Genomic DNA, 24,006 nt, shown 5'->3' with positions numbered 1-24,006 from the left:
GGCGTGACGGAGAAAATTTATTCCCGCAGAGAAGCGGGAATAGAAGACAAAAGAAATTAATAGCTGACAGCAGAAAGATCGATATAAGACGAGAGATCCCGCTGTTCGGCGCGTGGCAAGTAAGGCAATTCACCCAGCTGTGGTGCCGGAATTTTTTTCCGCAGAACGTGAATGATTTCTGCGTAATTTGCCAGTCCGGGGTTAATACGGTTAGCAACCCAGCCGACCAGCGGTAAACCATCGTTGATGATCGCCTGTGCCGTCAGCAGCGCATGGCTGATACAGCCCAGTTTGATGCCAACAACCAGCACGACAGGCAGCTGTTCCTGCACCACCCATTCGGAGTACGGACGCAGATCGTTCATAACAGTTCGCCATCCGCCTGTTCCTTCAACCACCACGATATCCGCCGTCTCGCCCATGTGGCGCAGGCCTTGCGTCATCGTGCAGTAATCAATGGTTCCTTCACTGGCGCTGATTTCATCTTCCCGCAGTGCGATAGGATTAACCATGTTATAGGGCAATTCGAGTGTCGAAGCCGCTTGTAGCAGCAGCGCGTCTTTATTACGCAGGCCCGCTTCCGTCTCTTCGCACCCTTTTGCTATCGGTTTGTAGCCCGCAACCGATTTGCCTGCCAGCGCCATTTTTTGCAGTAGCGCCTTGGATACCACTGTTTTGCCAACGGCGGTATCAGTACCAGTGACAAAAATACGTTTCAACATGGGATAACTCCAGACCACCTGAATACCAAAAAACAAGCACAGCCAAAATGCTTTCCAAGCGTGAAAGTCTAGGCTATGCCTCATTCAGGCAGTTTGCGTTAGCGCAATGTTTTGTTGCTCTACGCCTTTATGGTTATCCCTGTAGCAGTTTAACCAGCAGCGATCCGTTATAGAGCGCGTCTTTTACCAGTGCCGCACCAGGCATCGTGCCCTGATTGTAGAACTGGGTCGCCTCCACCTGAATGTTGTGGCTATAGGGCGGAAATGATTGCTGTTGAATACAGCCTAAAATGGCGGGATGTAAAATGCTGGCCGCTTTATTCAGGGGGGAGCCCACCAGAATTTTATCGGGATTGAAGAGATTCACCATGATGGCGACAATGCGGCCTACGTTATGGCCGACATCGTTAATGATATCTTTGGCTAACTGATCGCCTTTGAGCGCGGCATCACACAGATTCTCAACGCTGAGTGGTGAACCGTGCAGGAGTGAACTCATAGACGTATTCATGCGTTGCTGCGCCAGTTCCAGCATATTTTCCGTGCTGGCGACCGTTTCCAGACAGCCGTGATTGCCGCAATAACAACGCTTGCCATAAGGATCGACCTGCGTGTGCCCGATTTCGACCAGATTTCGGCTTCCTGCGTGCAGGATACGGCCACCGGTAATCACGCCCGCGCCGACGTTATGGTCGATCACCACTTGAATCACATTTTGGCAATCGCGCGATGTGCCGTATAGCGCCTCGGCCATCGTCCAGGCGCAGATATCGTGCTGCAAATACACGGGCAACCCCGTGCGCTGCTCCAGCGCGGGGCCAATCGCCATTTCCTCAACGTCATAAAACGGCATCCGGTGAATCATGCCCTTGCTGGCATCAATCATGCCCGGCGCGGTAATTGCGATTGCGGTTAGTCGCTCCAACCGCTTTTGGTGCCGAATAAAAAACTGGTCGATTTCATTCAGAATACGCTCAAGCAGCGGCTGTGACGACGTCGCGGGAAGCGGGATTTCCTCTTCCACAACCAGCTTGCTGCTGAGATCGCGCAGCGCCAATAACAGAGTATTGTGGCTAATGCGTGCGGAAAGATAGTGCCAGGCCTCGGTATCGAGAATCAGGCCGATAGCGGGACGCCCTCTGCTGCCCACATCCTGATATTCAGTTTCCTGTACCAGATGGGCTTCCAGCAGTTCGCGGACGATTTTGGTAATACTGGCGGGCGCGAGCTGAGCACGTTTGGACAGTTCGATACGTGATATCGGGCCGTACTTATCGATCAACCGATACACTGCACCGGCATTCATTTGTTTGATTTGATCGATGTGTCCTGGTTGACCGTCGGTTATCACAAACCTGGCTCCTACTGATTCGCATTATTGCTGGCACTGCTGTTGAAAAATTTATCTTTATTATTACGGCATGACTATTTTTCACGCTGCAAAATAAAAAAACTGCGGGTATGGTGGGGCTTTTCACTAAACTCGTCAAATATTTGATTCGTTATGTGATTTAGCGCGCATATTTTAACGATTATCCGCCCAGCATCAGCGACATCAGCACTTTCGCTGCTGCACTTTGCGGCTGATGTCGTGCCGTCACCAGCCAGACTTCAGTTGTAGCGTCCTCTTCTTCCAGCAGCAAATATTTCACGCCATCGACCCGAATACGCAAAAACGACGCAGGCAAGATAGACACACCCAATCCCGCGGATACCAGCCCAACAATGGTCATCGCCTCGCCCACTTCCTGCGTAATGTAGGGGCTGATGCCATAGCGTTTCAGCAGCGTCAGCGTGTCGTCATACAGCGCCGTTCCGACCGCACGCGAGAAGAAAACGAACGGCTCATTTGCCAGCTGTGTGATGTTGATGGCCCGCCCAGTGTCCTGCTGCGCTAACGGATGGGATTCCTGCACGACAGCAATCAGCGGTTCACGCAGCAGCAACTGATGATCCAGCGCGTCCGGCAACGGGTTATTGCGCATAATGCCGATATCGAGCTTACCGTTCAGCAGCGGTTCAATTTGCTGTTTGGTGTTAAGCTCCATCATCTGAATATGCACTTCCGGGTAGGTTTGGCGAAAACGCAGCAGGCTGCTGGAGATCTTTTTGATAAACGGCGCGGAGGACGTAAAGCCGATCGTTAATTCCCCAATCTCGCCACGTTGAATGCGGGACGCCCGTTCCGCCGCCTGATCGACCTGACTGATAATCGACCAGGCCTCTTTCAGGAACATCTCGCCTGCTGGCGTGAGTTGGACATTCCGGTTGTTGCGCGCCAACAACTTTGCCCCCACCTGCTCTTCCAGAATTTGAATCTGTTGGCTCAGTGGCGGCTGTGAAATGCGTAATCGCTCTGCGGCTCGGCCAAAATGCAGCTCTTCCGCGACCGCAATAAAATAGCGAAGGTGACGTAGTTCGATATTCATACTTTAAACATATCAATCATGATTATTAATATATTATACAAAATAATATCACTCTTCTATGATCCTCTCATTGTTGTTTTACGCCTGATTTACCCTTTCCGGTAAGGAATTATTGTGAGTAACCTGCCATCTTCTGCACCGAACGACTGGCCTCTTTCTACGGCCGACGATGCAGATGATATTGCCCCGAAACATTCTGGTAAAACGCCTTATATTACGCGTGGTACGCCACAATTTATGCGCGTCACGCTGGCGCTGTTTTCTGCCGGGTTAGCAACGTTTGCCCTGCTGTATTGTGTTCAGCCGCTGCTGCCGGTGCTATCTCAGGATTTCGGTATTTCGCCAGCGACCAGTAGCCTGTCGCTTTCCGTCTCGACGGTGATGCTGGCGTTTGGGCTGCTGTTTACCGGACCGCTCTCCGACACCATCGGTCGTAAGAATGTGATGGTCGTGTCCTTGATGCTGGCTGCGATCTGTACCGTGATTTGCGCTTTTATGACCAGTTGGAACGGCGTATTGATCATGCGGGCGATGATGGGCCTGTCTCTAAGCGGTGTTGCGGCCGTCGCCATGAGCTACCTGAGTGAAGAAATTCACCCCAGCGTGCTGGCGTTTTCGATGGGGTTATATATCAGCGGTAACTCAATCGGCGGCATGAGCGGACGTCTGGTCAGCGGGGTCTTAACCGACTATTTCCCGTGGCGAGTCGCCATCGGTACAATCGGCGTACTGGCGCTCATTGCCGCGATTACGTTCTGGCGTATCCTGCCGGAATCACGCCATTTCCGACCCGGTTCGCTGCGCCCAAAAACGCTGCTGCTGAATAGCAAACTGCACTGGCGCGACGCGGGCTTGCCGCTGCTGTTCCTTCAGGGATTTTTGCTGATGGGCGCGTTCGTTACCCTGTTTAACTACATTGGGTATCGGTTGCTGGCACCACCTTATTTACTCAGTCAGGCGGTGGTCGGCTTACTTTCCGTCGTTTATCTCACCGGAAGCTACAGCTCGCCGAAAGCCGGCGCATTAACGGCCCGCTACGGACGCGCTCCGGTGCTAAGCGTCGCAATCCTCCTGATGCTAGCGGGACTGGGAATGACGGCACTGAGCCCACTCTTCGCGATCTTTGGCGGGATGATGCTCTTTACCGCCGGTTTCTTCGCCGCCCACTCGGTAGCCAGCAGTTGGATTGGCCAGCGGGCGCGGCGCGCGAAAGGTCAGGCGTCATCAATGTATCTCTTTTCTTACTATCTGGGCTCCAGTCTGGCCGGCACGCTGGGGGGATTCTTCTGGCATTCATTCGGCTGGATGGGGATCACCGTGTTCCTGAGCGCCCTGTTACTTCTCGCGCTGGTCGTTAGCCTGATACTCAAGCATCGCCTTTAAACTCCTTTCTTACCGGAGTTTGCCTGAATCAGGTAAACTCCGCGTTGTTTCCGCTTACACCCTCAATGTCCCCGTCAAACCTGCTTGAAATAATGACGATCACGATTGCTGAAGTGTCCATTTATCAGTATAAAGATAAGTATGTTGTAACTAAAGTGGCTTTTACTATGAACCGCTATACGCTAATCGATCGCATGAACCACTGTTTCCGGACGTTAGAGCAGAAACTTGCGCTGATGCAGCAACAGTTTGCCGAGTATCGACTGCTGGCCGGGCGCGTCTATTCCCTTCCGCATGTGGAAAAAGGAACGGAGCACGACCCTATCGAACATATCGCCGTCACGCAGTACGTTGGGCAGGAGGCGCGCGATAAAGGGTTAGCGCACTTTCAGCGTCTGTTCATTCACCACTACCCCGAAACACTCAGTAGTAAAAGCGCGATACGCTTACCGGGCGCACTCTGTTTTTCCGTCAACGCCGCGCAGTATCAACAGGCACAGTTGCTCATCGCGGAAATTAACGCGCTGAAAAAAGAGCTGGAACAGATTATTACCGTCGAATCGGGGCTGGAACCGGAACAGCGCTTTGAGTTCGTCCACACGCATTTGAAAGGATTGATCACGCTGAGCGCTTACCGTTCGCTGACGCTCATAACGAACCCCGCGTCAGTCCGTTTTGGCTGGGCGAATAAGCACATCATTAAAAATATGACGCGTGTGGAATTACTGGAGAAACTAACCAAGAGCCTGAATGCGGCAAAAAACGCAGCACCGTATACCAAAGCGCAGTGGATTGAGCATGTCGAGCAAGAGATTGACGCGGTATTGTCGCTGCCGGAAGACGCCGTTTTGAAGATCAAACGCCCGGTCAAAGTACAGCCTATCGCCCGCGTGTGGTATCCCGAACAGCAGAAACAGGTTCAGCATCCATGCCCGTCTCCCCTGCTCGTGCTTTGTCAGCAGGAATCCGGCGGCGACATCCCTATTATTGGCGAACTCAATCCTTATGACGCCAACAACATCAAGCATAAACACAAGCCGAAAGCAGCCGAACTTCGCCTGCTCATTCCGCGTTTACATCTGTATACCGATGCACCTGAATGAAAAAGAAAAAGCCTGCCGGTGTTTACCCGCAGGCTACAGGATAAAACGCTGACTATCGCGCCATTACTTTTTCAGGCTACCGACCATCTCTTCCGGTCGAACCCACTCATCAAACTGTGCTTCGGTTAGGTAGTTCAGTTTGAGCGCTGCGGCCTTCAGCGTCAGCCCTTCTTTGTGCGCTTTTTTAGCAATTTCTGCCGCTTTGTCATAGCCAATATGCGTATTCAGTGCCGTCACCAGCATCAGCGATTCGTTCAGCAACTGATTGATGCGATCGCGATTCGGTTCGATACCTACCGCACAGTGCTCATCGAAGCTCTTCATGCCATCAGCCAGCAGGCGAATCGATTGCAGGAAGTTATGAATCACCATCGGGCGATATACGTTCAGCTCAAAGTTACCAGACGCGCCGCCGATATTCACCGCGACATCGTTGCCCATTACCTGACAACACAGCATCGTCAGCGCTTCGCACTGGGTCGGATTGACCTTGCCTGGCATGATGGAGCTACCCGGCTCGTTTTCAGGAATGCTCAGTTCGCCGATACCACAGCGCGGGCCAGACGCCAACCAGCGTACATCGTTAGCAATTTTCATTAACGATGCGGCCAGCCCTTTCAAGGCACCGTGCCCGTGAACTAACGCATCACAGGTCCCCAGCGCTTCGAATTTATTCGGCGAAGTCACAAACGGCTGACCGGTCAATTTCGCCAGCTCGGCCGCCACGCGCACCGCATATTCGGGATGCGTGTTTAATCCCGTACCGACCGCAGTACCGCCCAGCGCCAGCTCGCAAATGTGTGGCACGCTGTTTTCGATATGCTTCAGGTTATGCTGCAACATCGCGGCCCAGCCGGAGATTTCCTGCCCCAGCGTCAGCGGCGTGGCATCCTGTAAATGCGTACGGCCAATCTTGACGATATCCTTAAACTGCTCAGCCTTCGACGCCAGCGTGGCGTGTAGCGCCTTCAATTCAGGAATCAGGTGTTCGTTGATCGCGACGACAGCGGCGACATGCATCGCCGTCGGGAAGACGTCGTTGGAACTCTGACTTTTATTGACATCGTCATTGGGATGAACCAGACGATTGTTGCCCCGCTCTCCCCCCAGCAGTTCGCTGGCGCGGTTAGCCAACACCTCGTTCATATTCATATTGCTTTGCGTGCCAGACCCCGTCTGCCAGATCGCTAACGGGAATTCCCCAGCATGCTGACCAGCCAACACTTCATCCGCCGCCTGAATAATCGCATTTCCCCGATCGGCAGGCAGAAGCGTGAGATCCATGTTGACGCGGGCCGCCGCTCGCTTGGTTTGCGCCAGCGCATAAATCAACGCGCGGGGCATTTTCTCTTCAGAAATACGGAAGTGTTCCAGCGATCGCTGTGTCTGTGCACCCCATAACCGTTCAGCAGGAACATCAATCGGTCCCATTGAGTCTTTTTCACTACGCGTCGTGCTCATTACCTTTCCTCCTTAAAACACACATTCAAATAGTAGAAGACATCGAATCACATCGCTGGGCCTATTCTGATAACACTCACTGGCCTTATCACGCTTATTGGTCGACTAACACTGTCTGGCATCGCGCTACATAAAACATTACCATGAAGCGAAGAAGATGCAGTGTATTCATAATCACTCAAGTAATTAACAGCCAGCATCACAGAAATTAACAATTAATGTAATAGCAGGGAGCCGACATGCAAAAAATGCTCAATTGCGTCCAGCACTACGCCTGGGGCAGCAAACACGCCTTAACTGAGCTATATGGCATTGATAACCCTAATGATTTACCGATGGCGGAACTTTGGATGGGTGCCCATCCTAAAAGCAGTTCGGCGATTATTGATGAAAAAGGCAACACCCGCAGCCTGCGAGACGTGATTGCCGAAGACGCGACCGCCCATCTTGGCGCAACGATCGCGCAACGTTTTGGCGAATTGCCCTTTTTGTTTAAGGTATTGTGCGCGGAACAGCCACTTTCCATTCAGGTTCACCCCAGTAAATCGTCGGCAGAACAAGGCTTTGCGAAAGAAAATGCCGCGGGCATCCCGCTCGATGCAGCAGAAAGAAACTACAAAGATGCCAATCACAAACCGGAATTGGTCTACGCATTAACGCCCTTTCAGGCTATGAATGGGTTCCGAGAATTATCTGAAATTGTACAGTTGCTGGAGCCCGTCGCCAGCGCACATCCGTCCATCACCGCGTTTTTACAACAGTCCGATGCAAAGAATCTCGCCATGCTGTTCACCAACCTGCTGAGCATGGAAGGTGAGCAAAAATCGCGCGCGCTCGGCGTATTGAAGGCCGCGCTAAATAGTCAAAATGACGAGCCCTGGGCGACCATCCGTGCGATCACCCAATACTATTCCGACGACAGCGGATTGTTCTCCCCGCTGCTGCTGAACGTCATTACGCTGCAACCCGGCGAAGCCATGTTCCTGTTTGCGCAAACGCCACATGCTTATCTGAAAGGTGTGGCATTAGAAGTCATGGCGAACTCAGACAACGTGCTGCGTGCTGGGCTAACGCCGAAATACATTGATATTCCAGAGCTGCTGGATAATGTCGTGTTCGAAGCCAAACCCGCAAACCAGCTGCTGACGACGCCACACCGTCAGGGTAATGAACTCAGTTTCCCGATTCCTGTTGAAGATTTCGCTTTTTCGCTGCACGAACTGAGCCAGAGCCCGCAGACGCTCAGCCAGAATAGTGCCGCCATTGTATTTTGTATTGACGGCCATGCCGTCCTGCAAAAAAATGAGCAGCGGCTCTCGCTACGTCCGGGAGAGTCCTGCTTCATTTCCGCCAGTGAGTCACCGATAACGGTTGAGGGACAGGGGCGTCTCGCTCGCGTATTTAACCGATAACTTGTTCCATACGCTGCGGTTACCTGTGGGAAGTTGCCAGCGTTTCGCGTTGAAAACGCGCATTTTTTTACTAAAGGATGAATAAAAATGAAGAAGTCGTTAGTCGCCGTAGGCGTTATTGTTGCTCTGGGTGCCATCTGGACCGGCGCATCCTGGTACACCGGCAAGCAGATGGCTCAGCAAATTGATGGTTTTACCGATACGCTGAATACCAAGCTCAAGGAAGCCTACCCGAACGCGGGCCTGAAAGTCGTCTATCGCGACTATAAGGGCGGCGTATTCAGCAGCACCCTATCCTATGTGCTGCAAGCAGATGGCTCGATAGGCACAGCAGAAGGCGCGAAGATCCTTGCGCCAGGTGAAGAACTCGTCTTCAACGAAACCGTGTCTCACGGGCCGTTTCCGCTAGCACAACTCAAGAAATTCAACCTCGCTCCGGCGATGGCGTCTGTCCATACCGAGTTAGCCAACACGCCGGCCGTCAAAGCCTGGTTTGAGCTGACGAAAGATAAGCCGTTCTTTACGGCCGAAACTCGCGTCGCTTATAGCGGTGATACGCAGTCACTCGTTACGCTGGCCCCTATCGACCATCAGACGCCAGAACAGAAATTCTCCTTCAGCGGCGCGGAAGCCGTGGTAGATATTGGGCACGACTTGCGCAGCAGCAAGCTGGATACCACCATCAGCAGCGTGAAGATGGAAAGGAAAAATGCCTGGGGCCAAACAGAGAACGTCGATCTCACCGATTTCTCGATCAAGGGAACCAATCAAAAAGGCAAATTCGACCTTGATTTAGGCGACGGTAACCTGTCCTTTAAAGCGATGACGTTTATCGTAGAAGGTGGCGATGCTGTTACCTTGAACGACTTCTCTCTGCAAAGCAGCGCCACGGAAGATGATAAGAATCTGGCTGGCAAACTGGCCGTAACGCTGGGATCGTTAATCATCGGCGACCGCAATCTGGGTTCTGGTAACGTCAGCATGTCCATTTCGCAGCTTGACGGTGCGGGCACCAAACAGTTCCTCACCGCCTATCAGGAAAAAGTGCAGAAAATGTTGCAGGATCCGACCGCTATCAATCCTGACACTTACCAGCACGACGTTGCCATGTCGGTTCTGCAATATCTGCCACAGCTGCTGAAAGGCAACCCGAGCATTGCCATCTCCCCGATCAGCTGGAAAAACAGCAAGGGTGAAGGCACGTTCACGCTGGCGCTGGATTTAACCGATCCGTTGCAGAGCACGGATAAAGCGAACGATGCAACCCAGTCAGATGAAGAAAAAATCATTCGTCAGTCGGTCAAAAAACTCGATGCCAAACTCAATCTGCCGCTGGATATGCTAGCGGAATTGATGGTACAGAGCGGGCCAAAAACGACCACTGCGGAAGAGCAAAAACAGCTTGCGGATATGGCGAAGCAACAGGTTGAAGCGATGGCCCAGATTGGTGAAGGTAACCAACTGAGCGTCACAAAAGACAACGCCATTACCAGTTCACTGCACTATGCCGATGGTCAAATTGATTTCAACGGCAACAAAATAGCGCTGGCTGATTTCATCGCACCGTATTTCTCCGTTCCAACGGAACAAGGTGAAGAGTCTCTGCCTGGCGCACCGCAAGAGCCGATCGTTCCACCGGCACAATAATTCGGTAGCATTACGCCCTAAAACACACGGTGGCCGCTCCAGCAGCCACCGTTTTTTCTGCCCTACACGTTCTGCTTCATATTGAGATGACACCATGTCCGCGTTGAAACCCTTCATGGAAGCCCATCAGACTGCGATCTATTTTGTTGCCGTGATAGCGGCAGTGGCAACCGCCCTCGTGCTGCCGGGAACGGAGCAATGGGATGCCGTGATTAATCCGGCGCTAGCGCTGATGCTGTTTGTCACATTCCTGCAAGTGCCGCTGACCACGATCGGAAAGAGCATCACTCAGGTCAGATTTATTGGCGCGTTGCTTGTGGCCAACTTCATCGTGATTCCTTTACTGGTCGCGGCGCTGCTGCCCTTTCTCCCCGCCGAACCGCTGGTGAAGCTGGGCATCATATTGGTGTTACTCGCTCCCTGTATTGACTACGTGGTGACATTCGCGCACCTGGGGCGCGCAGATGCAGCCCGCCTGTTGGCCGCAACGCCTATTTTATTGATGCTGCAAATGTTGGCGTTGCCTTTCTACCTGACGCTATTTCTCGGCCACGACGCCGCCGGCCTTATCGTCTTCGCGCCCTTTATCGACGCGTTTATCTGGCTGATTGCCGTGCCTTTAGCGCTGGCCGCGCTTCTGCAATGGCTAGCGGCGCGACAGCGTACAATGGCAACATTTTCGGATGCATTGAGCTATCTTCCCGTTCCGGCTACCGCTCTGGTGCTGTTTATCGTCGTTGCGGCGGTCATTCCTCAACTGCGCACCACCTGGGCAGCGGTATTACTCGCGGTGCCATTTTATGTGCTCTTCGCTCTGCTGGCACCGCTACTCGGCTGGTTCACTAGCCAACTGTTCCAGTTAGATTCGGCTGGCGGGCGCGCCGTGGCCTTTAGCGCCAGTACGCGAAATTCTCTGGTTATTCTGCCGCTGGCGTTGGCAATACCCGGCGCACTACCACTACTTCCAGCCGTTATCGTAAGTCAAACGTTAGTAGAATTGCTCAGCGAACTCATTTATATCCGCGCGATTCCTAAGCTGAACGCCCGTTCTACGGGTCAGAAAAAGCAATAACAGGTTGTTTTTGCTCAAGGATTGTTCAGGACGGTTGAGTTTTGACGCTAACTGTTGGCTATTTACCTCGATTTCTTTTTATACTTTGTCGTACGAAAAACAGTAATCAGACAATAACATTATGATTGATTCACTCCTGCCGTTGACGGATATCCACCGCCATTTAGATGGTAATATCCGCGCCCAGAGTATTCTGGAACTAGGGCGCCAGTACAATATAGCGTTACCCGCCAGCAATCTTGACGCGCTCCGCCCTCACGTCCAAGTCACCAAGAACGAACCTGACTTACTGAGTTTTTTACAAAAGCTCGACTGGGGCGTGGCCGTGCTCGGTTCACTGGATGCCTGCCGCCGCGTGGCTTACGAGAACGTTGAAGATGCCGTGAAAGCCGGGCTGGATTACGCCGAGTTGCGTTTCTCTCCCTACTATATGGCAATGAATCATAAACTGCCGGTTGCTGGCGTTGTAGAAGCGGTGATCGACGGCATTACCGCAGGTTGCCGTGATTTCGATACCGATATCCGTCTGATTGGTATCATGAGCCGGACATTCGGCACTGAGGCCTGCCAGCAAGAGCTGGATGCCCTGCTGTCCCAGCGCGATCGCATCGTTGCACTCGATCTGGCAGGTGATGAATTGGGTTATCCCGGCGCGCAGTTTACTTCGCATTTCCGACAAGCCCGCGATGCTGGCTGGCACATTACGGTTCACGCGGGTGAAGCGGCTGGGCCAGAAAGTATCTGGCAGGCGATTAACCATCTGGGTGCTGAGCGCATCGGACACGGCGTCACCGCCATTATCGATCCTCGCCTGATGACACACATGGCGGAGCATGGGATCGGCATTGAATCCTGCCTGACGTCTAACATTCAAACCAGCACCGTGGAATCACTGGATAAGCATCCGCTCGTCCACTTCCTGCGTTATGAAATTCCCGCCACGATTAATACGGATGACCCGGCGGTTCAGGGCATAGAGATCCGTCACGAATATGAAATTGCGGCGCCACTTGCTGGCCTGACGGCGGTAGAAACCCGCAAAGCGCAGGAAAATGGCCTGAACATTGCGTTTATCAGCGAGCAGGAAAAGCAGCAGTTGCGTGAAAAGGTTCTGCGTAAACACGGTACTACGCAGTAATTTTTATCATCAGCACATAAAAAACGGCTAACTTTTGTTAGCCGCTTGATGCGTAATTGTTAAAAATAAATTACAGAGATCAACTGGCAGGGTTCGCTGAGGAGTGGTGCGACGTAATCAACCACTTCTTCTGTTTCACGTCCCAACCGTAAGTGTAGGTATAGCGCGCTTTGGCTACGCTACCATCACCGAATGTGAAGGTGTAGGTTCCGGTATCAACGGCCTTATTACAGCCGATACGGATCGTGCTGGTGTCAATCTTACCAACCGGCTTTTTCGCCAGGAAATGTTCGAAGTAATCAATGCGCTCTGCGTCAGTCGTACGCGGTTGATCGGACAGCGTTGGCAGCAGCACCGCGTCTGACGCATAGTTTTTCGCAACTTGCTTCGCATCGCCCGTTTTCAGCGATGCATTCCAACGGTCAAATAACGACGCTATCTCTTTTTGACTGGTTTTTACACATTGTGCACTCTGAGCAGCCTGCACAGATGCAGAAGCCAGCGTCCCTAACATCGCTAAAGTTAACACCGTTTTTTTAAACATATTTCCCTCGATCTCAAAATAATAATTATCATTAACTGTGTCTTGCTCTATCGCAAACACATCTCGATGAGCGATTATTGTTATAACGTAACGCAACAAAAAAGTAACACCACAATGAAACTATCACTGTAATAGATTATTTCTTGTGTTTCCGCGGAGTTACAAGTGTTTGTTACAAATGACAACGCCCTCGGCCTGTGTAGACCGAGGGCGTTTTGTATGATGCGAGAGACCGATAATCTCTTACTGGCGAGGCGTATCCTGTTCCTTGTTTATACGCTTGGCATAGCGCTGAGCCAGTGCAGCGCAGACCATCAGCTGAATTTGGTGGAAAATCATCAGCGGCAGCACCATCGCACCGACAGCGGCGGCAGGAAATAGCACGTTTGCCATCGGAATCCCATTCGCCAGGCTCTTCTTCGAGCCGCAGAATACGATGGTGATCTCATCGGCGGTATTAAAGCCCAGCTTCCGAGCAACCAGCGTATTCACCACCAGCACAATCGCTAGCAGCACTATCGAACAGCCGACAACAGCGAGCAATGACCAAACGTTGATCTGTCCCCAAATCCCCTGCACAACCGCTTCGCTGAAGGCGACATACACCACCAAAAGAATCGATGACCGGTCAGTAATATTAATCAGCTTACGGTTGCGTTCAACCCACTTGGCAATCAATGGACGAGACAGATGTCCAATCACGAAAGGCACCATTAACTGCATGATAATAGAACCAATAGCGTGCAGCGTGTCCGTTTCGCCCCCTTGCGTATGCATCAGCAAACCGACCAGAATCGGCGAGAGAAATACGCCCAAAATACTGGATGCCGAGGCGCTACAGATCGCCGCCGCGACGTTCCCCCCCGCCATTGAGGTATAAGCAATCGCCGACTGCACCGTCGCCGGTAGCGCACACAGATAGAGGAAACCCAGATACAAGGTCGGCGTCAGCACAACGGGCGACAGCAGACTCATGCCGATTCCCAGCAGCGGGAACAGAATAAACGTGCTGGCAAACACCACCAGATGCAAACGCCAGTGCCCCATACCAGCACTAATCGCTTCACGCGATAGCTTCGCGCCGTGCATAAAGAACAGCAGAGCAATCGCCGCAGTGGTCAAGTGCTCAAAGAAAACCTTCACGGAGCCTTCAGCAGGAAGAACCGACGCCGTCACCACCACCAGAATCAGAACCAATAAGAATTTATCAATGCGTAACCGTTGTAACCACCCCATGCCCGACACCTTTCCCCTAGCCTGTTATTAGCCGAATGAACACCCTAACAAGACGGGCGATCCGAGGATCGCCCAAAGTTATCTATGACTAAATGTAAATCTAGAAATCTGAGCCGATAAATCTGTTTACAGACAGAAAACGGTAGTAATGAGATAAAGGCATCAGAAGCGCCTTCCGAACATCGTAAATTGAGCGTAAAAGACGCATGTACCGCATTTTTACCCTCGACCATTATCACCGTTCGATTGATTTTCTCAGCAGTCTAGGGCGATCCTAAGATCGCCTGTTTAAACAAACCATTAACTATCTGGAATAAAACGCGGTAAATCTAGCTATTTTTCACCGTGACGGCTTTTTTCTGCTCGTGGGAAAGCAGCCCCAGCTCAATCAGTTCCATCACCTGAATCGCCTGATGCACGCTGACGGGGTTTTCGCCTTTACCCGTCAGCGCATCGCGCACTGCCGCATAGTAGGCCGGATAATTACCCGGAATCGTGGCGATCGTTTGTTCCGCCGTTATGCCATCGCGAGACAGCGTCAGCACGCCATCGTGCTTATCCTGCCCCCAGTCGGCCAGCGGTGGACGTTCACCCGCCTTCAGGCGATCTTCCTGTGGGTCAAGGCCGTATTTTACAAAGCTGCCGCGTGTGCCATGCACGATATAGCGGGCAGATGCGGCTGCCACCAGCATACTGGCATGCAGGACAACCCGGCGTTGCGGGTAAATCAGCGTTGCGTGGAAATAATCTATTGCCTTACTGCCAGGTCTCAACCGTGCCATATCAACCTGAATCGCCACCGGCAAGCCAAACAGCTCCAGCGCCTGATCCAGCAAGTGCGGCCCAAGATCGTACCAAATCCCGCTGCCTTCACTGCCATCTTCACGCCAGCGCTGGCGCACTTCGGGGCGGAAGCGATCGAAATGCGATTCCATATACACCACATTTCCTAACGTTCCCGCCGCCAGCAGCTGTTTGAGCGTCAGAAAATCGCTGTCCCAACGGCGGTTATGGAAAACAGAAAGCATCTTTCCGACACGGTCGGCGATGGCGCCTAAGTCGTATGCTTGTGACAACGTCACCGTAAAAGGTTTGTCAACGACGACATGCTTGCCCGCTTCCAGCGCCTGTTTCGCCAGCGGGAAGTGCGTGTCATTGGGGGTAGGAATAACAATGAGGTCAATATCGGGATCGTTAAATAACGCCTGAGGGTCTTTCTCTACTCGCAGATTTGCCCAATCTGCATGCACTTTTTCAGCACTGCTGCTGGACACGGCCACCAGCTCCATACCCGTCGTACCTGCAATCAACGGCGCGTGGAATGTCTTACTGGCATAGCCATAGCCCAGCAGTCCAACACGAACGGTCTCACTCATGACGATTCCCCTTAGCTTATTTTGACTTTGTGATTTCTCACTCAGTATATACCCGTCATCCGCCAGATTGCAGAGAGGGATAATCGCCAGGGGAATCTGATGCGTTTTAGTTCGCTAGCCGCTCACGGCGCTGGGCATCCGCTCTCCCCATGCCACGGGCAGCGTTTTGGCGGCCGGATAGTTGATTTCACTGCTGCGGCGGCGGAAATCGCTGGGGCTAACGCCGACCCGCTTACGGAACACGCGTGAGAAATACAGCTGATCGTCATACCCCACCACGCGACCGATGTTGGCGATAGATTCCTGCGTCGTCTGCAATAACAGCTTGGCGCGAATCACGCGCTGATCTTCACGCCAGCGCAGAATATTAATGCCCACTTGTTCGCGGAACAGATGCGCCAACCGCGAAGGCGACAGACAAACGTGCCGCGCGACTTCGTCAATACGCAGCTCTCCTGCCAGATTGCTGGTAATAAACTGGCAGGCCTCTATCACACGCGGATCCATAATCTTCTGCGGGCTTTGCGGATCTTCTTCCATCGCGCGGAGCAACAGCCGCTCCAGCAGATTCATACCCAGCTCTTCCGAAAAACGACGTCCGGAACGCTGCGTCTGCTCAATATTGGCAAACAGCCTGTCGAATTCCAGCAGCAGTTGGTTATTCGGCAGGCTCATGCGACCAATGCCGCTGCTTTTGGTGTGCCATTCCAGCCAGTCAGCCCAGTAGGCGCGCGGGCGAAAATAGACCCAACGGTGATACCAGCAATCGCTGCTCGGCGATCGACCATAAAAATGCTTCGATTTCGGCGGGAACAACAGCAGGTCACCGGGATTACAGAAAAAGGTCTCATCGCCATCAAAGACCTGACCCTGTCCTTTCATGGTGAGGTTAATGATGTAGCCTTTCATGCCATCGGGACGATCGATAAAGAAGTCGAGCGGCCCTTCTGCCAGAATCGGCGTCAGGCCAGCCACAAGATAAGCGTTGAACGAATATCCCGGCAGCAGCGGATTAGGCTGAGATTCATGCGCCATACGGTGATACATCGAGCCTCCGGTACACGCTAGTAATGAGAGAAAGCGGCAGGGCAATTCACCTGCCGCGAGGCATTTATACCGTTTTCTTCGCCAGCTGTTTGTAGCGGTCGAAGATAACCGCCGCCAGCAGAATCAGGCCGCGTACCACATACTGGGCAAACGGAGAGATGTTCAGCAGGTTCATCGCGTTCTCCACCGTCCCCAAAATCAGCACGCCGGCCACCACGTAAGAAATTTTACCGATCCCGCCTTTCAGCGACACGCCACCCAGCACGCAGGCGGAAATCACGATCAGCTCATACCCGATGGAGGTCATCGGCTGGCCGCTGGTCATACGCGATGCCAGAATGATCCCCGCCGCCGCCGATACCAGACCGGACAAGGCGAAAATAATGATCTTGGTGCGTACCACCGGCACCCCAGCCAGACGCGCTGCCTCTTCATTGCCGCCAATCGCCAGCGTGTTGCGGCCAAAGGTGGTTTTGTTCAGCAGCAGGCCAAACAGAATCATGCAGCCGATGGTGATCCAGATTGGCGCAGGCAAACCCAGCCAGTTGGCATAGCCCAGTTCGAAGAAACGCTCATCCTGAATCCCTACCGCTTTACCATCGGAAATGATGTAAGCCAGACCACGGGCGATCTGCATCGTCGCCAGCGTGGTGATCAGTGCATTAATCTTCAAACGGGCAATCACGAAACCGTTGAGCAAACCGAACGCCACGCCCAGCAGCAGCCCGGCACTGACCCCGATCCACAGGCTTTCACTGATGTTGATCACCACCGCCGTCGCCACGCCAGCACAGGCAATGATTGATGCGACCGAGAGGTCAAAGTCACCGGAAGCCAGACAGAACAGCATCCCACAGGCCACCATACCGGACATGGAGATCGCCAGCCCCAGTCCTTTCATATTGATAAACGTCGCGAAGTTCGGGACAAAAATCGCACAGCCAAGAAACAGCACGGCAAACACCACCAGCATGCCGTAGTTATCCCAAATGCGGGACAATCCCATACCGCTTTTCTTCTTTTCTGAGGTTGTAGACGTAACCGTTGACATTATTTTGCTCCTTCGCGGTCAGGCAACCGCAGATTCGATATCGGGGGTTCGTAACATAGCCAGACTGAGCACCTTCTGCTCTGTGGCATCGGTATGCAGCAGTTCGCCAGAGACGGCACCTTCGCGCATGACGATAATCCGGTCGGCCAGCCCAAGCACTTCTGGTAAATCGCTGGAGGCAAACAGCACCGCGATCCCCTGATTCGCCAGTTCATAGATGACATGATAAATTTCGTGCTTCGCGCCGACGTCGATGCCGCGCGTAGGTTCATCGAGCAAAATGACCTTCATCTCTTCGGACAGCCAGCGGCCAAGAATGGCTTTCTGCTGGTTTCCCCCGGAAAGATTCATAATCAGCTGTTCATCGGACGGCGTTTTGATGTTCAACGCCGCAATGCGCTTCGAGGCGTTATCCGCTTCCCACTGATTATTAATAATAAAGCCGGCTTTCAGGCTCTTACGCCTTGCACTGATATTGATGTTGTCACGTACCGAGTGCACCGGGATGATGCCGTCTGCCTTACGATCTTCCGGACAAAGCATCACGCCCTGCCGAATCGCATCGATGGGGGAATTCACCACCAGCGGTTTGCCATCCAACAGCACCTGGCCACTGGTGATTTTGGTCGCGCCAAACAGCCCTTTCATCAGTTCGCTGCGGCCAGCGCCTACCAGACCAAATAGCCCGACAATTTCCCCCTGCTTCACGTTCAGGGAAACCGTGGATTTCACGCCCGGCGCTTTTACGTCTTTCAGCGTCAGACGTTCTTCGCCGTGCGGACGCGGCGTATAGCCATAGATATCCCCCAGGTTACGCCCTACCATCGCCTGTACCAGCGATTCATGGTTCACCTGCTGCATATCGTCGAACGTGCGCACGTAGCGGCCATCTTTAAACACGGTAATGGCATCGCTCAGCGCAAAAATTTCTTCCATCCGGTGCGAAACGTACAAAATGACCCGGCCTTCACTGCGCAATTCCGTAATCACGCGGAAAAGCTGCTCGATTTCACGGGCAGACAGCGAACTGGTCGGTTCATCAAAAGCAATAACCTTGGCGTTACGGGCCAGCGCTTTGGCGATTTCCACCATCTGCCATTGCCCGATAGAGAGGTATTTCAGCGGGGTATCAGGATCGATATCCAGTCCCAGATGCTGCAACTGAAGTTTGGCTTCATAGCGCAGTATCGAATTGTTCACCATGCCGTATTTATGCGGCAGCTGACCTAAATAGATGTTCTCGGCGACCGTCATTTCCGGCACCAGATGCAGTTCCTGATAAATGATGGCAACGCCCGCATTCAGGGCATCCATCGTGTTGTTGAACTGTACAGGTTTACCCTGAATATGAATTTCGCCCGCTGACGGTGAATAGTTACCGCTCAGGATCTTTAACAGCGTCGACTTGCCCGCCCCGTTTTCCCCCATCAATGCATGGATCTGGCCGGCATGGCAGGAAAAACTGATATCCGAAAGCGCCTTAACACCGGGAAATTCTTTACCAATCCCATGAAACGACAAATAGGGTGACTGTGCTGTCATGTCTGTTTCCTCATAACGATGCAGGTAGAGCGCGGATAACTTCGATCAGGATAACGTCGACCAGCGTCATGCTGACCGACGTTATCCGCGTCTTTACGAAATCAGGCGTGATTACATCAGGCCTTTTTTCTCCAGTTCGACCTTAAAGTTGTCACGAGTGATCAGCACCACGTCGGTCACTTCGGTGAATTTCTCCGGCTCAACGCCTTTGGTCACCCAGTCATTCAGCATCTGGATACTCTTGTAACCGTGGATATCCGGGCTCGGGAGCAGTGAACCAAAGAAGCCCGTTGCCTGACCTTTAGACAGCTCGCTCACCGCATCCACGCCGTTGATACCGATACCAATGACGTTTGCGGCTTTAAAGCCCTGACCTTCCGTTGCACGCACGCCACCCAGCACGGTGTTGTCGTTCATGCCGATAATCAGCCAGTTTTTCACGCCCGGATGCTGCACCAGCATGGAGTTAGCGGCGTCAAATGCACCGGGGATATCGTTAGATTTGGTCGGCACTTTGTAGATCTGTTTTTCCGGGAATCCTGCAGTTTTCAGCGCGTCCATGGAGCCTGTCGTGCGGCGACGTGCGGTATCCAGCTCATCAGCGGTAATCGCCATCACGGCGGTTTCCTCTACTTTCCAGCCGCGTTTGGTCATCTCTTTATACAGTTCCTGACCCTGACGCTCGCCAATTTTGGTGGCTGCCATCATCACCAACGGCACCGTATCCATCGGTTGGCCTTTGGCATTCACGAACTGGTCATCAACCGCGATCACTTTCAGATCGTAGCTGCGCGCTTTCGCCATAATGGCTGGCCCCAACTTCGGATCCGGCGTACAGATAACGAAGCCTTTCGCGCCACTGGCCGCCAGACTGTCGATCGCGTTCAGAGTCTTCTCACCATCGGGAACCGCAATTTTTATCACATCAAAACCAAGGTCTTTTCCTGCTTTATCAGCAAACTTCCATTCCGTCTGGAACCACGGTTCCTCCGGCTGTTTAACCAGAAAACCCAGCTTCAAGTTCTCTGCCATAGCTGATTGTGACATAACAGCGGCCAACCCGATTGCTGCCAGCGCCTTAGTGAATTTATGCATGATGTTCTCCGGTGTAATTATCTTTTCATTCGTCAGCAACGCTGAAACGAGTTCGAGTTCCTGGTAGGGTATTTCCGGTCTGGATAAAGGAAAAACACAGACTTAGCACGATTCCTTTACTCAGTAGCATTCAGACGCTTTATGTTTTAGTCGTTATTCCCGGCAAGAATGTAGAGCTTTATCACAGTCCGGAACAATGACAGGTTTGTGCATACATTTAGCGAATTTAACCAATCATTAACCTTTGACCAGCTTCACAAAATGGCTGCTGGCGACAGAAAAATACATACTTCCAGCTAACCGCTCCTCACCGCCTCTCGTTATCCCTGCCATCGTAAACACCAACGATCTGGGATTAATGAGGAGCAAAGCATGAGTGCGGGCGCTATTACGATTGGTCTCGACTTCGGCAGTGATTCGGTGCGCGCCTTAGCCGTTGACTGCCAAAGCGGACAAGAGCTGGAAACAGAAGTGGTCTACTACCCCCGCTGGCGCGAGGGGAAATATTGTCAGCCTGCCAACAACCAGTTCCGACATCACCCACTGGACTATATTGAATCGCTGGAACAGGCGGTTAAGGTCGTGGTTTCACGCCTGACGAACGAACAGCGGCAGAGCATCATCGGTATTGGCGTGGATTCAACCGGGTCAACTCCCGCTCCGATTGATGAGCAAGGTCAGATCCTCGCACTACGTCCCGAGTTTGCCGACAACCCCAATGCGATGTTCGTGCTGTGGAAAGACCACACGGCAATAGAAGAAGCAGAAGCCATCAACGCGCTGTGCCGTAGCGGCCAATTCCCGGATTACACCCGCTATATCGGCGGCGTTTATTCGTCCGAATGGTTCTGGGCCAAAATCCTGCATGTTTCCCGCGACGATGCGGCGGTGCGTCAGGCCGCCGTTTCCTGGATCGAACTATGCGACTGGGTGCCCGCCCTGCTTTCCGGTACGCAAGCACCTGCCGATATTCGCCGCGGACGGTGCAGCGCCGGACACAAATCACTTTGGCACCCGAGCTGGGGTGGACTGCCGCCGAAAGATTTCTTACACGCGCTCGATCCTTGCCTGACCGAGACATTGCAGTACCCACTGTTTACCGATACCTGGACCGCCGAACAGCCGGTCGGCACCATCACCGCCGAGTGGGCACAGCGGCTTGGCATCCCCGAAACAGTCATTCTCTCAGGCGGCGCGTTTGACTGCCACGTCGGCACCGTCGGCGCGGGCGCACAGCCTTATACGCTGGTCAAAGTGATTGGCACGTCCACCTGCGACATTCTTATCGCCGACGACGCACGCATTGCCGATCGCACCATCGCCGGTATCTGTGGGCAGGTCGACGGCAGCGTTGTTCCTGGTTATATCGGCCTCGAAGCCGGACAGTCCGCCTTCGGCGACATGTACGCCTGGTTTGGGCGACTGCTGGGCTGGTCGTTACAGGAAGCCGTGAAAGATCATCCTGAACTCAAAACCTCATTACAGGCGATGGAAGCCAAACTGCTGGAGCGACTGACGCACAGTTGGGCGGAAAACCCGACGCTGGATCACCTGCCTGTCGTGCTGGACTGGTTCAACGGCCGCAGAACGCCGTTTGCCAATCAGCGACTGAAAGGCGTGATTACCGATCTTAATCTGGGCACTGATGCCCCCACGCTGTTCGGCGGTTTCATTGCTGCCACGGCCTTTGGCGCGCGCGCGATTATGGAGTGCTTTGAAGATCAGGGCGTTCCCGTCGAGAACGTGCTGGCGCTGGGCGGTATCGCCCGGAAATCCCCCGTCATCATGCAGGTGTGTACCGACGTGATGAATCGTCCCTTGCAGATCGTCGCTTCCGATCAGTGCTGTGCTCTGGGTGCCGCGATCTTTGCCGCCGTCGCCGCTGGCGTTCACGGCGATATCCCAACGGCACAGCAGCATATGGCCAGCGGCATAGAACGCACCTTAATGCCGGATAGCCAGCGCGTTGCCCGTTATCAGCAGCTTTATGAGCGCTATCAGCAGTGGTGCCGCCTCGCGGAACCGGCCTATAGCCCAACGTCTACGGCAAAAAACTAATTTTTATCCCTCTGGGGATCACGTTACAGGAGTCATCATGGATCATTTTAAGCAGCTTGAAGTCTGGTTTGTCATCGGTAGCCAACACCTCTACGGGCCGGAAACGTTACGTCAGGTAAAAGAAAACGCGGAAAAAGTCGTCGCCGGATTAAATCAACAGGCCAACCTGCCAGTTAAGCTGGTGCTGAAACCGCTGGTGAAAACGCCGGACGAAATTCTGGCACTGTGTCGCGATGCCAACTATCAGGATAACTGTATCGGCCTGCTGACCTGGCTGCATACCTTCTCTCCGGCCAAAATGTGGATTGGCGGCCTGAGCGTACTCAGTAAACCCCTGCTGCAATTCCACACCCAGTTCAATGCCGAAGTGCCGTGGGACACCATGGACATGGATTTCATGAACCTGAACCAAACCGCACACGGTGGACGTGAATTTGGCTTCATCGGTGCCCGAATGCGGCAGGCGCATCAGGTTGTCGTCGGCCACTGGCAGGATAAGAACGCCCATGCCCGTATCGGCAAATGGATGCGGGTTGCCGCCGCCATTCAGGAAAGCAAACAGCTGAAGGTTGCGCGCTTTGGCGACAACATGCGTGAAGTCGCCGTCACTGAAGGCGATAAAGTCGGCGCACAGATCCAGTTCGGCTACTCCGTCAGCGCCTGGGGTCTGGGCGATTTAACCGCCGTGGTTGATGCCGTATCCAAAGGCGATATCGATGCGCTGATCGAAGAGTACGAAGCCAGCTACCAGTTGACGGATGCGGTGAAACTCAACGGCGCGAACCGTCAGAACCTGCTGGATGCGGCACAGATTGAACTCGGGATGAAACGCTTTCTGGAACAAGGCGGTTATCACGCGTTCACTACCGATTTTGAAAACCTGTATGGCCTGAAACAGCTACCAGGGCTGGCGGTGCAGCGTCTGATGCAGCAAGGCTACGGCTTCGGTGGCGAAGGCGACTGGAAAACCGCCGCGCTGCTGCGCATTATGAAAGTGATGGCCGGCGGGTTGTCGGGCGGGACGTCCTTCATGGAGGACTACACCTATAACTTCCAGAACGGTAACGATCTGGTCGTCGGCTCCCACATGCTGGAAGTCTGCCCGACGATTGCGAAAGAACAGAAACCGATTCTGGATGCGCAATACCTTGGTATTGGCGGCAAAGCCGACCCTGCCCGTTTGATTTTCTCAACGCCGGCTGGGCCGTCCCTCAACGCCAGTGTGATCGATATGGGCGACCGTTTCAGAATGCTGGTTAATCTGGTCGATACCATCGAACAGCCGCGCCCGCTGCCGAAACTGCCGGTTGCCCGTGCTATCTGGAAAGCCCAGCCGTCGCTGGAGGTGGCGGCCGAAGCCTGGATTCTGGCTGGCGGGGCGCATCACACCGTCTTTAGTCAGGCGTTGGATCTTGAACACATGCGGCTCTACGCTGAGATGCAGAACATTGAACTGCTGGTGATCGACAACGAAACCCGACTCCACGAATTCAAAGATGCGCTGCGCTGGAACGAGGTGTATTACAAACTTTGTAGCCGCTAAGCCCGCTCTCAGGGGCCGGTTGTCTATGGATAAGTCGTCCGTGAACAGTCTGCCCCTTTATCGGTACTTTTTATCTATAAGCCTTTTCCATCCCACGCTCTGATTTTCCATCGCCCTGTTGCCCGACATTGCCCAAAACGCCATCAC

19 protein-coding genes are annotated in these 24,006 nt (G+C 53.2%); 8 read left to right on the top strand and 11 right to left on the bottom strand.

Annotated features, from left to right (window positions below):
• Positions 1 to 56 precede the first annotated feature (56 nt).
• The 3 genes from bioD to HP572_RS08560 form a co-directional block, all read right to left on the bottom strand.
• Positions 57 to 722 (bottom strand): dethiobiotin synthase, encoded by a 666-nt coding sequence (gene bioD, locus HP572_RS08570; RefSeq protein WP_174865615.1) that lies wholly within the window; start codon positions 720 to 722, stop codon positions 57 to 59.
• Between the two features lie 133 nt (positions 723 to 855).
• Positions 856 to 2,073, bottom strand: coding sequence for an ROK family transcriptional regulator (locus HP572_RS08565; protein WP_240585332.1), 1,218 nt, complete (start codon positions 2,071 to 2,073; stop codon positions 856 to 858).
• 181 nt (positions 2,074 to 2,254) lie between these two features.
• The gene (locus HP572_RS08560) at positions 2,255 to 3,151 is read right to left on the bottom strand and encodes a LysR family transcriptional regulator (protein WP_240585331.1); all 897 of its coding nucleotides are present in this window, start codon (positions 3,149 to 3,151) and stop codon (positions 2,255 to 2,257) included.
• Between the two features lie 114 nt (positions 3,152 to 3,265).
• On the opposite strand from HP572_RS08560, the gene HP572_RS08555 reads away from it, so the two are divergent.
• Both HP572_RS08555 and tus read left to right on the top strand, forming a co-directional pair.
• Positions 3,266 to 4,534 carry an MFS transporter gene (locus HP572_RS08555; protein ID WP_240585330.1) on the top strand — a complete coding sequence of 423 codons (1,269 nt, stop codon included), beginning with the start codon at positions 3,266 to 3,268 and terminating at the stop codon, positions 4,532 to 4,534.
• A gap of 167 nt (positions 4,535 to 4,701) precedes the next feature.
• Positions 4,702 to 5,637, top strand: coding sequence for a DNA replication terminus site-binding protein (gene tus, locus HP572_RS08550; protein WP_240585329.1), 936 nt, complete (start codon positions 4,702 to 4,704; stop codon positions 5,635 to 5,637).
• Between the two features lie 63 nt (positions 5,638 to 5,700).
• Here the strand turns inward: tus and fumC are convergent, their stop codons facing one another.
• Complete coding sequence (gene fumC / locus HP572_RS08545) at positions 5,701 to 7,098, bottom strand: class II fumarate hydratase (protein ID WP_095699458.1); 1,398 nt, start codon at positions 7,096 to 7,098, stop codon at positions 5,701 to 5,703.
• A gap of 239 nt (positions 7,099 to 7,337) precedes the next feature.
• Between fumC and manA the strand changes: the two genes are divergently transcribed.
• From manA to add, 4 genes are all read left to right on the top strand, one after another.
• On the top strand, positions 7,338 to 8,510 hold the full coding sequence (gene manA / locus HP572_RS08540; protein WP_240585328.1) for a mannose-6-phosphate isomerase: 1,173 nt from the start codon (positions 7,338 to 7,340) through the stop codon (positions 8,508 to 8,510).
• An 87-nt stretch (positions 8,511 to 8,597) separates the two neighbouring features.
• Positions 8,598 to 10,157, top strand: coding sequence for a YdgA family protein (locus HP572_RS08535; RefSeq protein WP_240585327.1), 1,560 nt, complete (start codon positions 8,598 to 8,600; stop codon positions 10,155 to 10,157).
• Between the two features lie 94 nt (positions 10,158 to 10,251).
• A complete protein-coding gene (locus HP572_RS08530) occupies positions 10,252 to 11,229 on the top strand; it encodes an arsenic resistance protein (protein WP_240585326.1) in 978 nt (325 codons plus the stop codon).
• Positions 11,230 to 11,350: 121 nt separating this feature from the next.
• Positions 11,351 to 12,367: an adenosine deaminase gene (gene add, locus HP572_RS08525; RefSeq protein ID WP_240585325.1), complete on the top strand. Its 1,017-nt coding sequence runs from the start codon at positions 11,351 to 11,353 to the stop codon at positions 12,365 to 12,367.
• A gap of 79 nt (positions 12,368 to 12,446) precedes the next feature.
• On the opposite strand, the gene HP572_RS08520 is transcribed toward add, so the two are convergent.
• From HP572_RS08520 to HP572_RS08490, 7 genes are all read right to left on the bottom strand, one after another.
• Positions 12,447 to 12,911: an SgcJ/EcaC family oxidoreductase gene (locus HP572_RS08520; protein ID WP_205550457.1), complete on the bottom strand. Its 465-nt coding sequence runs from the start codon at positions 12,909 to 12,911 to the stop codon at positions 12,447 to 12,449.
• A 243-nt stretch (positions 12,912 to 13,154) separates the two neighbouring features.
• A complete protein-coding gene (locus tag HP572_RS08515; protein ID WP_174868350.1) occupies positions 13,155 to 14,147 on the bottom strand; it encodes a bile acid:sodium symporter family protein in 993 nt (330 codons plus the stop codon).
• Positions 14,148 to 14,476: 329 nt separating this feature from the next.
• Positions 14,477 to 15,523, bottom strand: coding sequence for an oxidoreductase (locus HP572_RS08510; protein ID WP_014915368.1), 1,047 nt, complete (start codon positions 15,521 to 15,523; stop codon positions 14,477 to 14,479).
• 114 nt (positions 15,524 to 15,637) lie between these two features.
• Positions 15,638 to 16,570 (bottom strand): arabinose operon transcriptional regulator AraC, encoded by a 933-nt coding sequence (gene araC, locus HP572_RS08505; protein WP_010275170.1) that lies wholly within the window; start codon positions 16,568 to 16,570, stop codon positions 15,638 to 15,640.
• A gap of 64 nt (positions 16,571 to 16,634) precedes the next feature.
• Positions 16,635 to 17,621 (bottom strand): L-arabinose ABC transporter permease AraH, encoded by a 987-nt coding sequence (gene araH / locus HP572_RS08500; protein WP_205550463.1) that lies wholly within the window; start codon positions 17,619 to 17,621, stop codon positions 16,635 to 16,637.
• A gap of 18 nt (positions 17,622 to 17,639) precedes the next feature.
• Positions 17,640 to 19,163 (bottom strand): L-arabinose ABC transporter ATP-binding protein AraG, encoded by a 1,524-nt coding sequence (araG, locus tag HP572_RS08495; RefSeq protein WP_240585324.1) that lies wholly within the window; start codon positions 19,161 to 19,163, stop codon positions 17,640 to 17,642.
• Positions 19,164 to 19,274: 111 nt separating this feature from the next.
• Entirely contained in the window at positions 19,275 to 20,258 is a 984-nt protein-coding gene (locus tag HP572_RS08490) for an arabinose ABC transporter substrate-binding protein (RefSeq protein WP_205550467.1), read from the bottom strand.
• A gap of 372 nt (positions 20,259 to 20,630) precedes the next feature.
• Here HP572_RS08490 and HP572_RS08485 point away from each other — a divergent pair, with 372 nt between their 5' ends.
• Positions 20,631 to 22,316, top strand: a complete 1,686-nt coding sequence (locus HP572_RS08485) for a ribulokinase (protein ID WP_240585323.1) — start codon at positions 20,631 to 20,633, stop codon at positions 22,314 to 22,316.
• A 37-nt stretch (positions 22,317 to 22,353) separates the two neighbouring features.
• Entirely contained in the window at positions 22,354 to 23,859 is a 1,506-nt protein-coding gene (gene araA, locus HP572_RS08480; RefSeq protein WP_240585322.1) for an L-arabinose isomerase, read from the top strand.
• Positions 23,860 to 24,006: the final 147 nt, after the last annotated feature.

The sequence above is a fragment of the Pectobacterium sp. PL64 genome (assembly GCF_022477975.1).
In the GTDB taxonomy this organism is placed as follows: Bacteria; Pseudomonadota; Gammaproteobacteria; order Enterobacterales; family Enterobacteriaceae; genus Pectobacterium; species Pectobacterium jejuense.
Note: the sequence above shows the minus strand (reverse complement) of the source record. Positions and strands in the feature narration are given on the sequence as shown.

Bases quoted from the DNA above. Each gene is read 5' to 3' on its own strand.
- HP572_RS08490 (WP_205550467.1), bottom strand. From the start codon at position 20,258: ATGCATAAATTCACTAAGGCGCTGGCAGCAATCGGGTTGGCCGCTGTT.
- HP572_RS08530 (WP_240585326.1), top strand. From the start codon at position 10,252: ATGTCCGCGTTGAAACCCTTCATGGAAGCCCATCAGACTGCGATCTAT.
- araA (WP_240585322.1), top strand. From the start codon at position 22,354: ATGGATCATTTTAAGCAGCTTGAAGTCTGGTTTGTCATCGGTAGCCAA.
- araG (WP_240585324.1), bottom strand. From the start codon at position 19,163: ATGACAGCACAGTCACCCTATTTGTCGTTTCATGGGATTGGTAAAGAA.
- HP572_RS08560 (WP_240585331.1), bottom strand. From the start codon at position 3,151: ATGAATATCGAACTACGTCACCTTCGCTATTTTATTGCGGTCGCGGAA.
- araH (WP_205550463.1), bottom strand. From the start codon at position 17,621: ATGTCAACGGTTACGTCTACAACCTCAGAAAAGAAGAAAAGCGGTATG.
- HP572_RS08515 (WP_174868350.1), bottom strand. From the start codon at position 14,147: ATGGGGTGGTTACAACGGTTACGCATTGATAAATTCTTATTGGTTCTG.
- manA (WP_240585328.1), top strand. From the start codon at position 7,338: ATGCAAAAAATGCTCAATTGCGTCCAGCACTACGCCTGGGGCAGCAAA.
- HP572_RS08520 (WP_205550457.1), bottom strand. From the start codon at position 12,911: ATGTTTAAAAAAACGGTGTTAACTTTAGCGATGTTAGGGACGCTGGCT.
- add (WP_240585325.1), top strand. From the start codon at position 11,351: ATGATTGATTCACTCCTGCCGTTGACGGATATCCACCGCCATTTAGAT.
- fumC (WP_095699458.1), bottom strand. From the start codon at position 7,098: ATGAGCACGACGCGTAGTGAAAAAGACTCAATGGGACCGATTGATGTT.
- bioD (WP_174865615.1), bottom strand. From the start codon at position 722: ATGTTGAAACGTATTTTTGTCACTGGTACTGATACCGCCGTTGGCAAA.
- araC (WP_010275170.1), bottom strand. From the start codon at position 16,570: ATGTATCACCGTATGGCGCATGAATCTCAGCCTAATCCGCTGCTGCCG.
- HP572_RS08535 (WP_240585327.1), top strand. From the start codon at position 8,598: ATGAAGAAGTCGTTAGTCGCCGTAGGCGTTATTGTTGCTCTGGGTGCC.
- HP572_RS08510 (WP_014915368.1), bottom strand. From the start codon at position 15,523: ATGAGTGAGACCGTTCGTGTTGGACTGCTGGGCTATGGCTATGCCAGT.
- HP572_RS08485 (WP_240585323.1), top strand. From the start codon at position 20,631: ATGAGTGCGGGCGCTATTACGATTGGTCTCGACTTCGGCAGTGATTCG.
- tus (WP_240585329.1), top strand. From the start codon at position 4,702: ATGAACCGCTATACGCTAATCGATCGCATGAACCACTGTTTCCGGACG.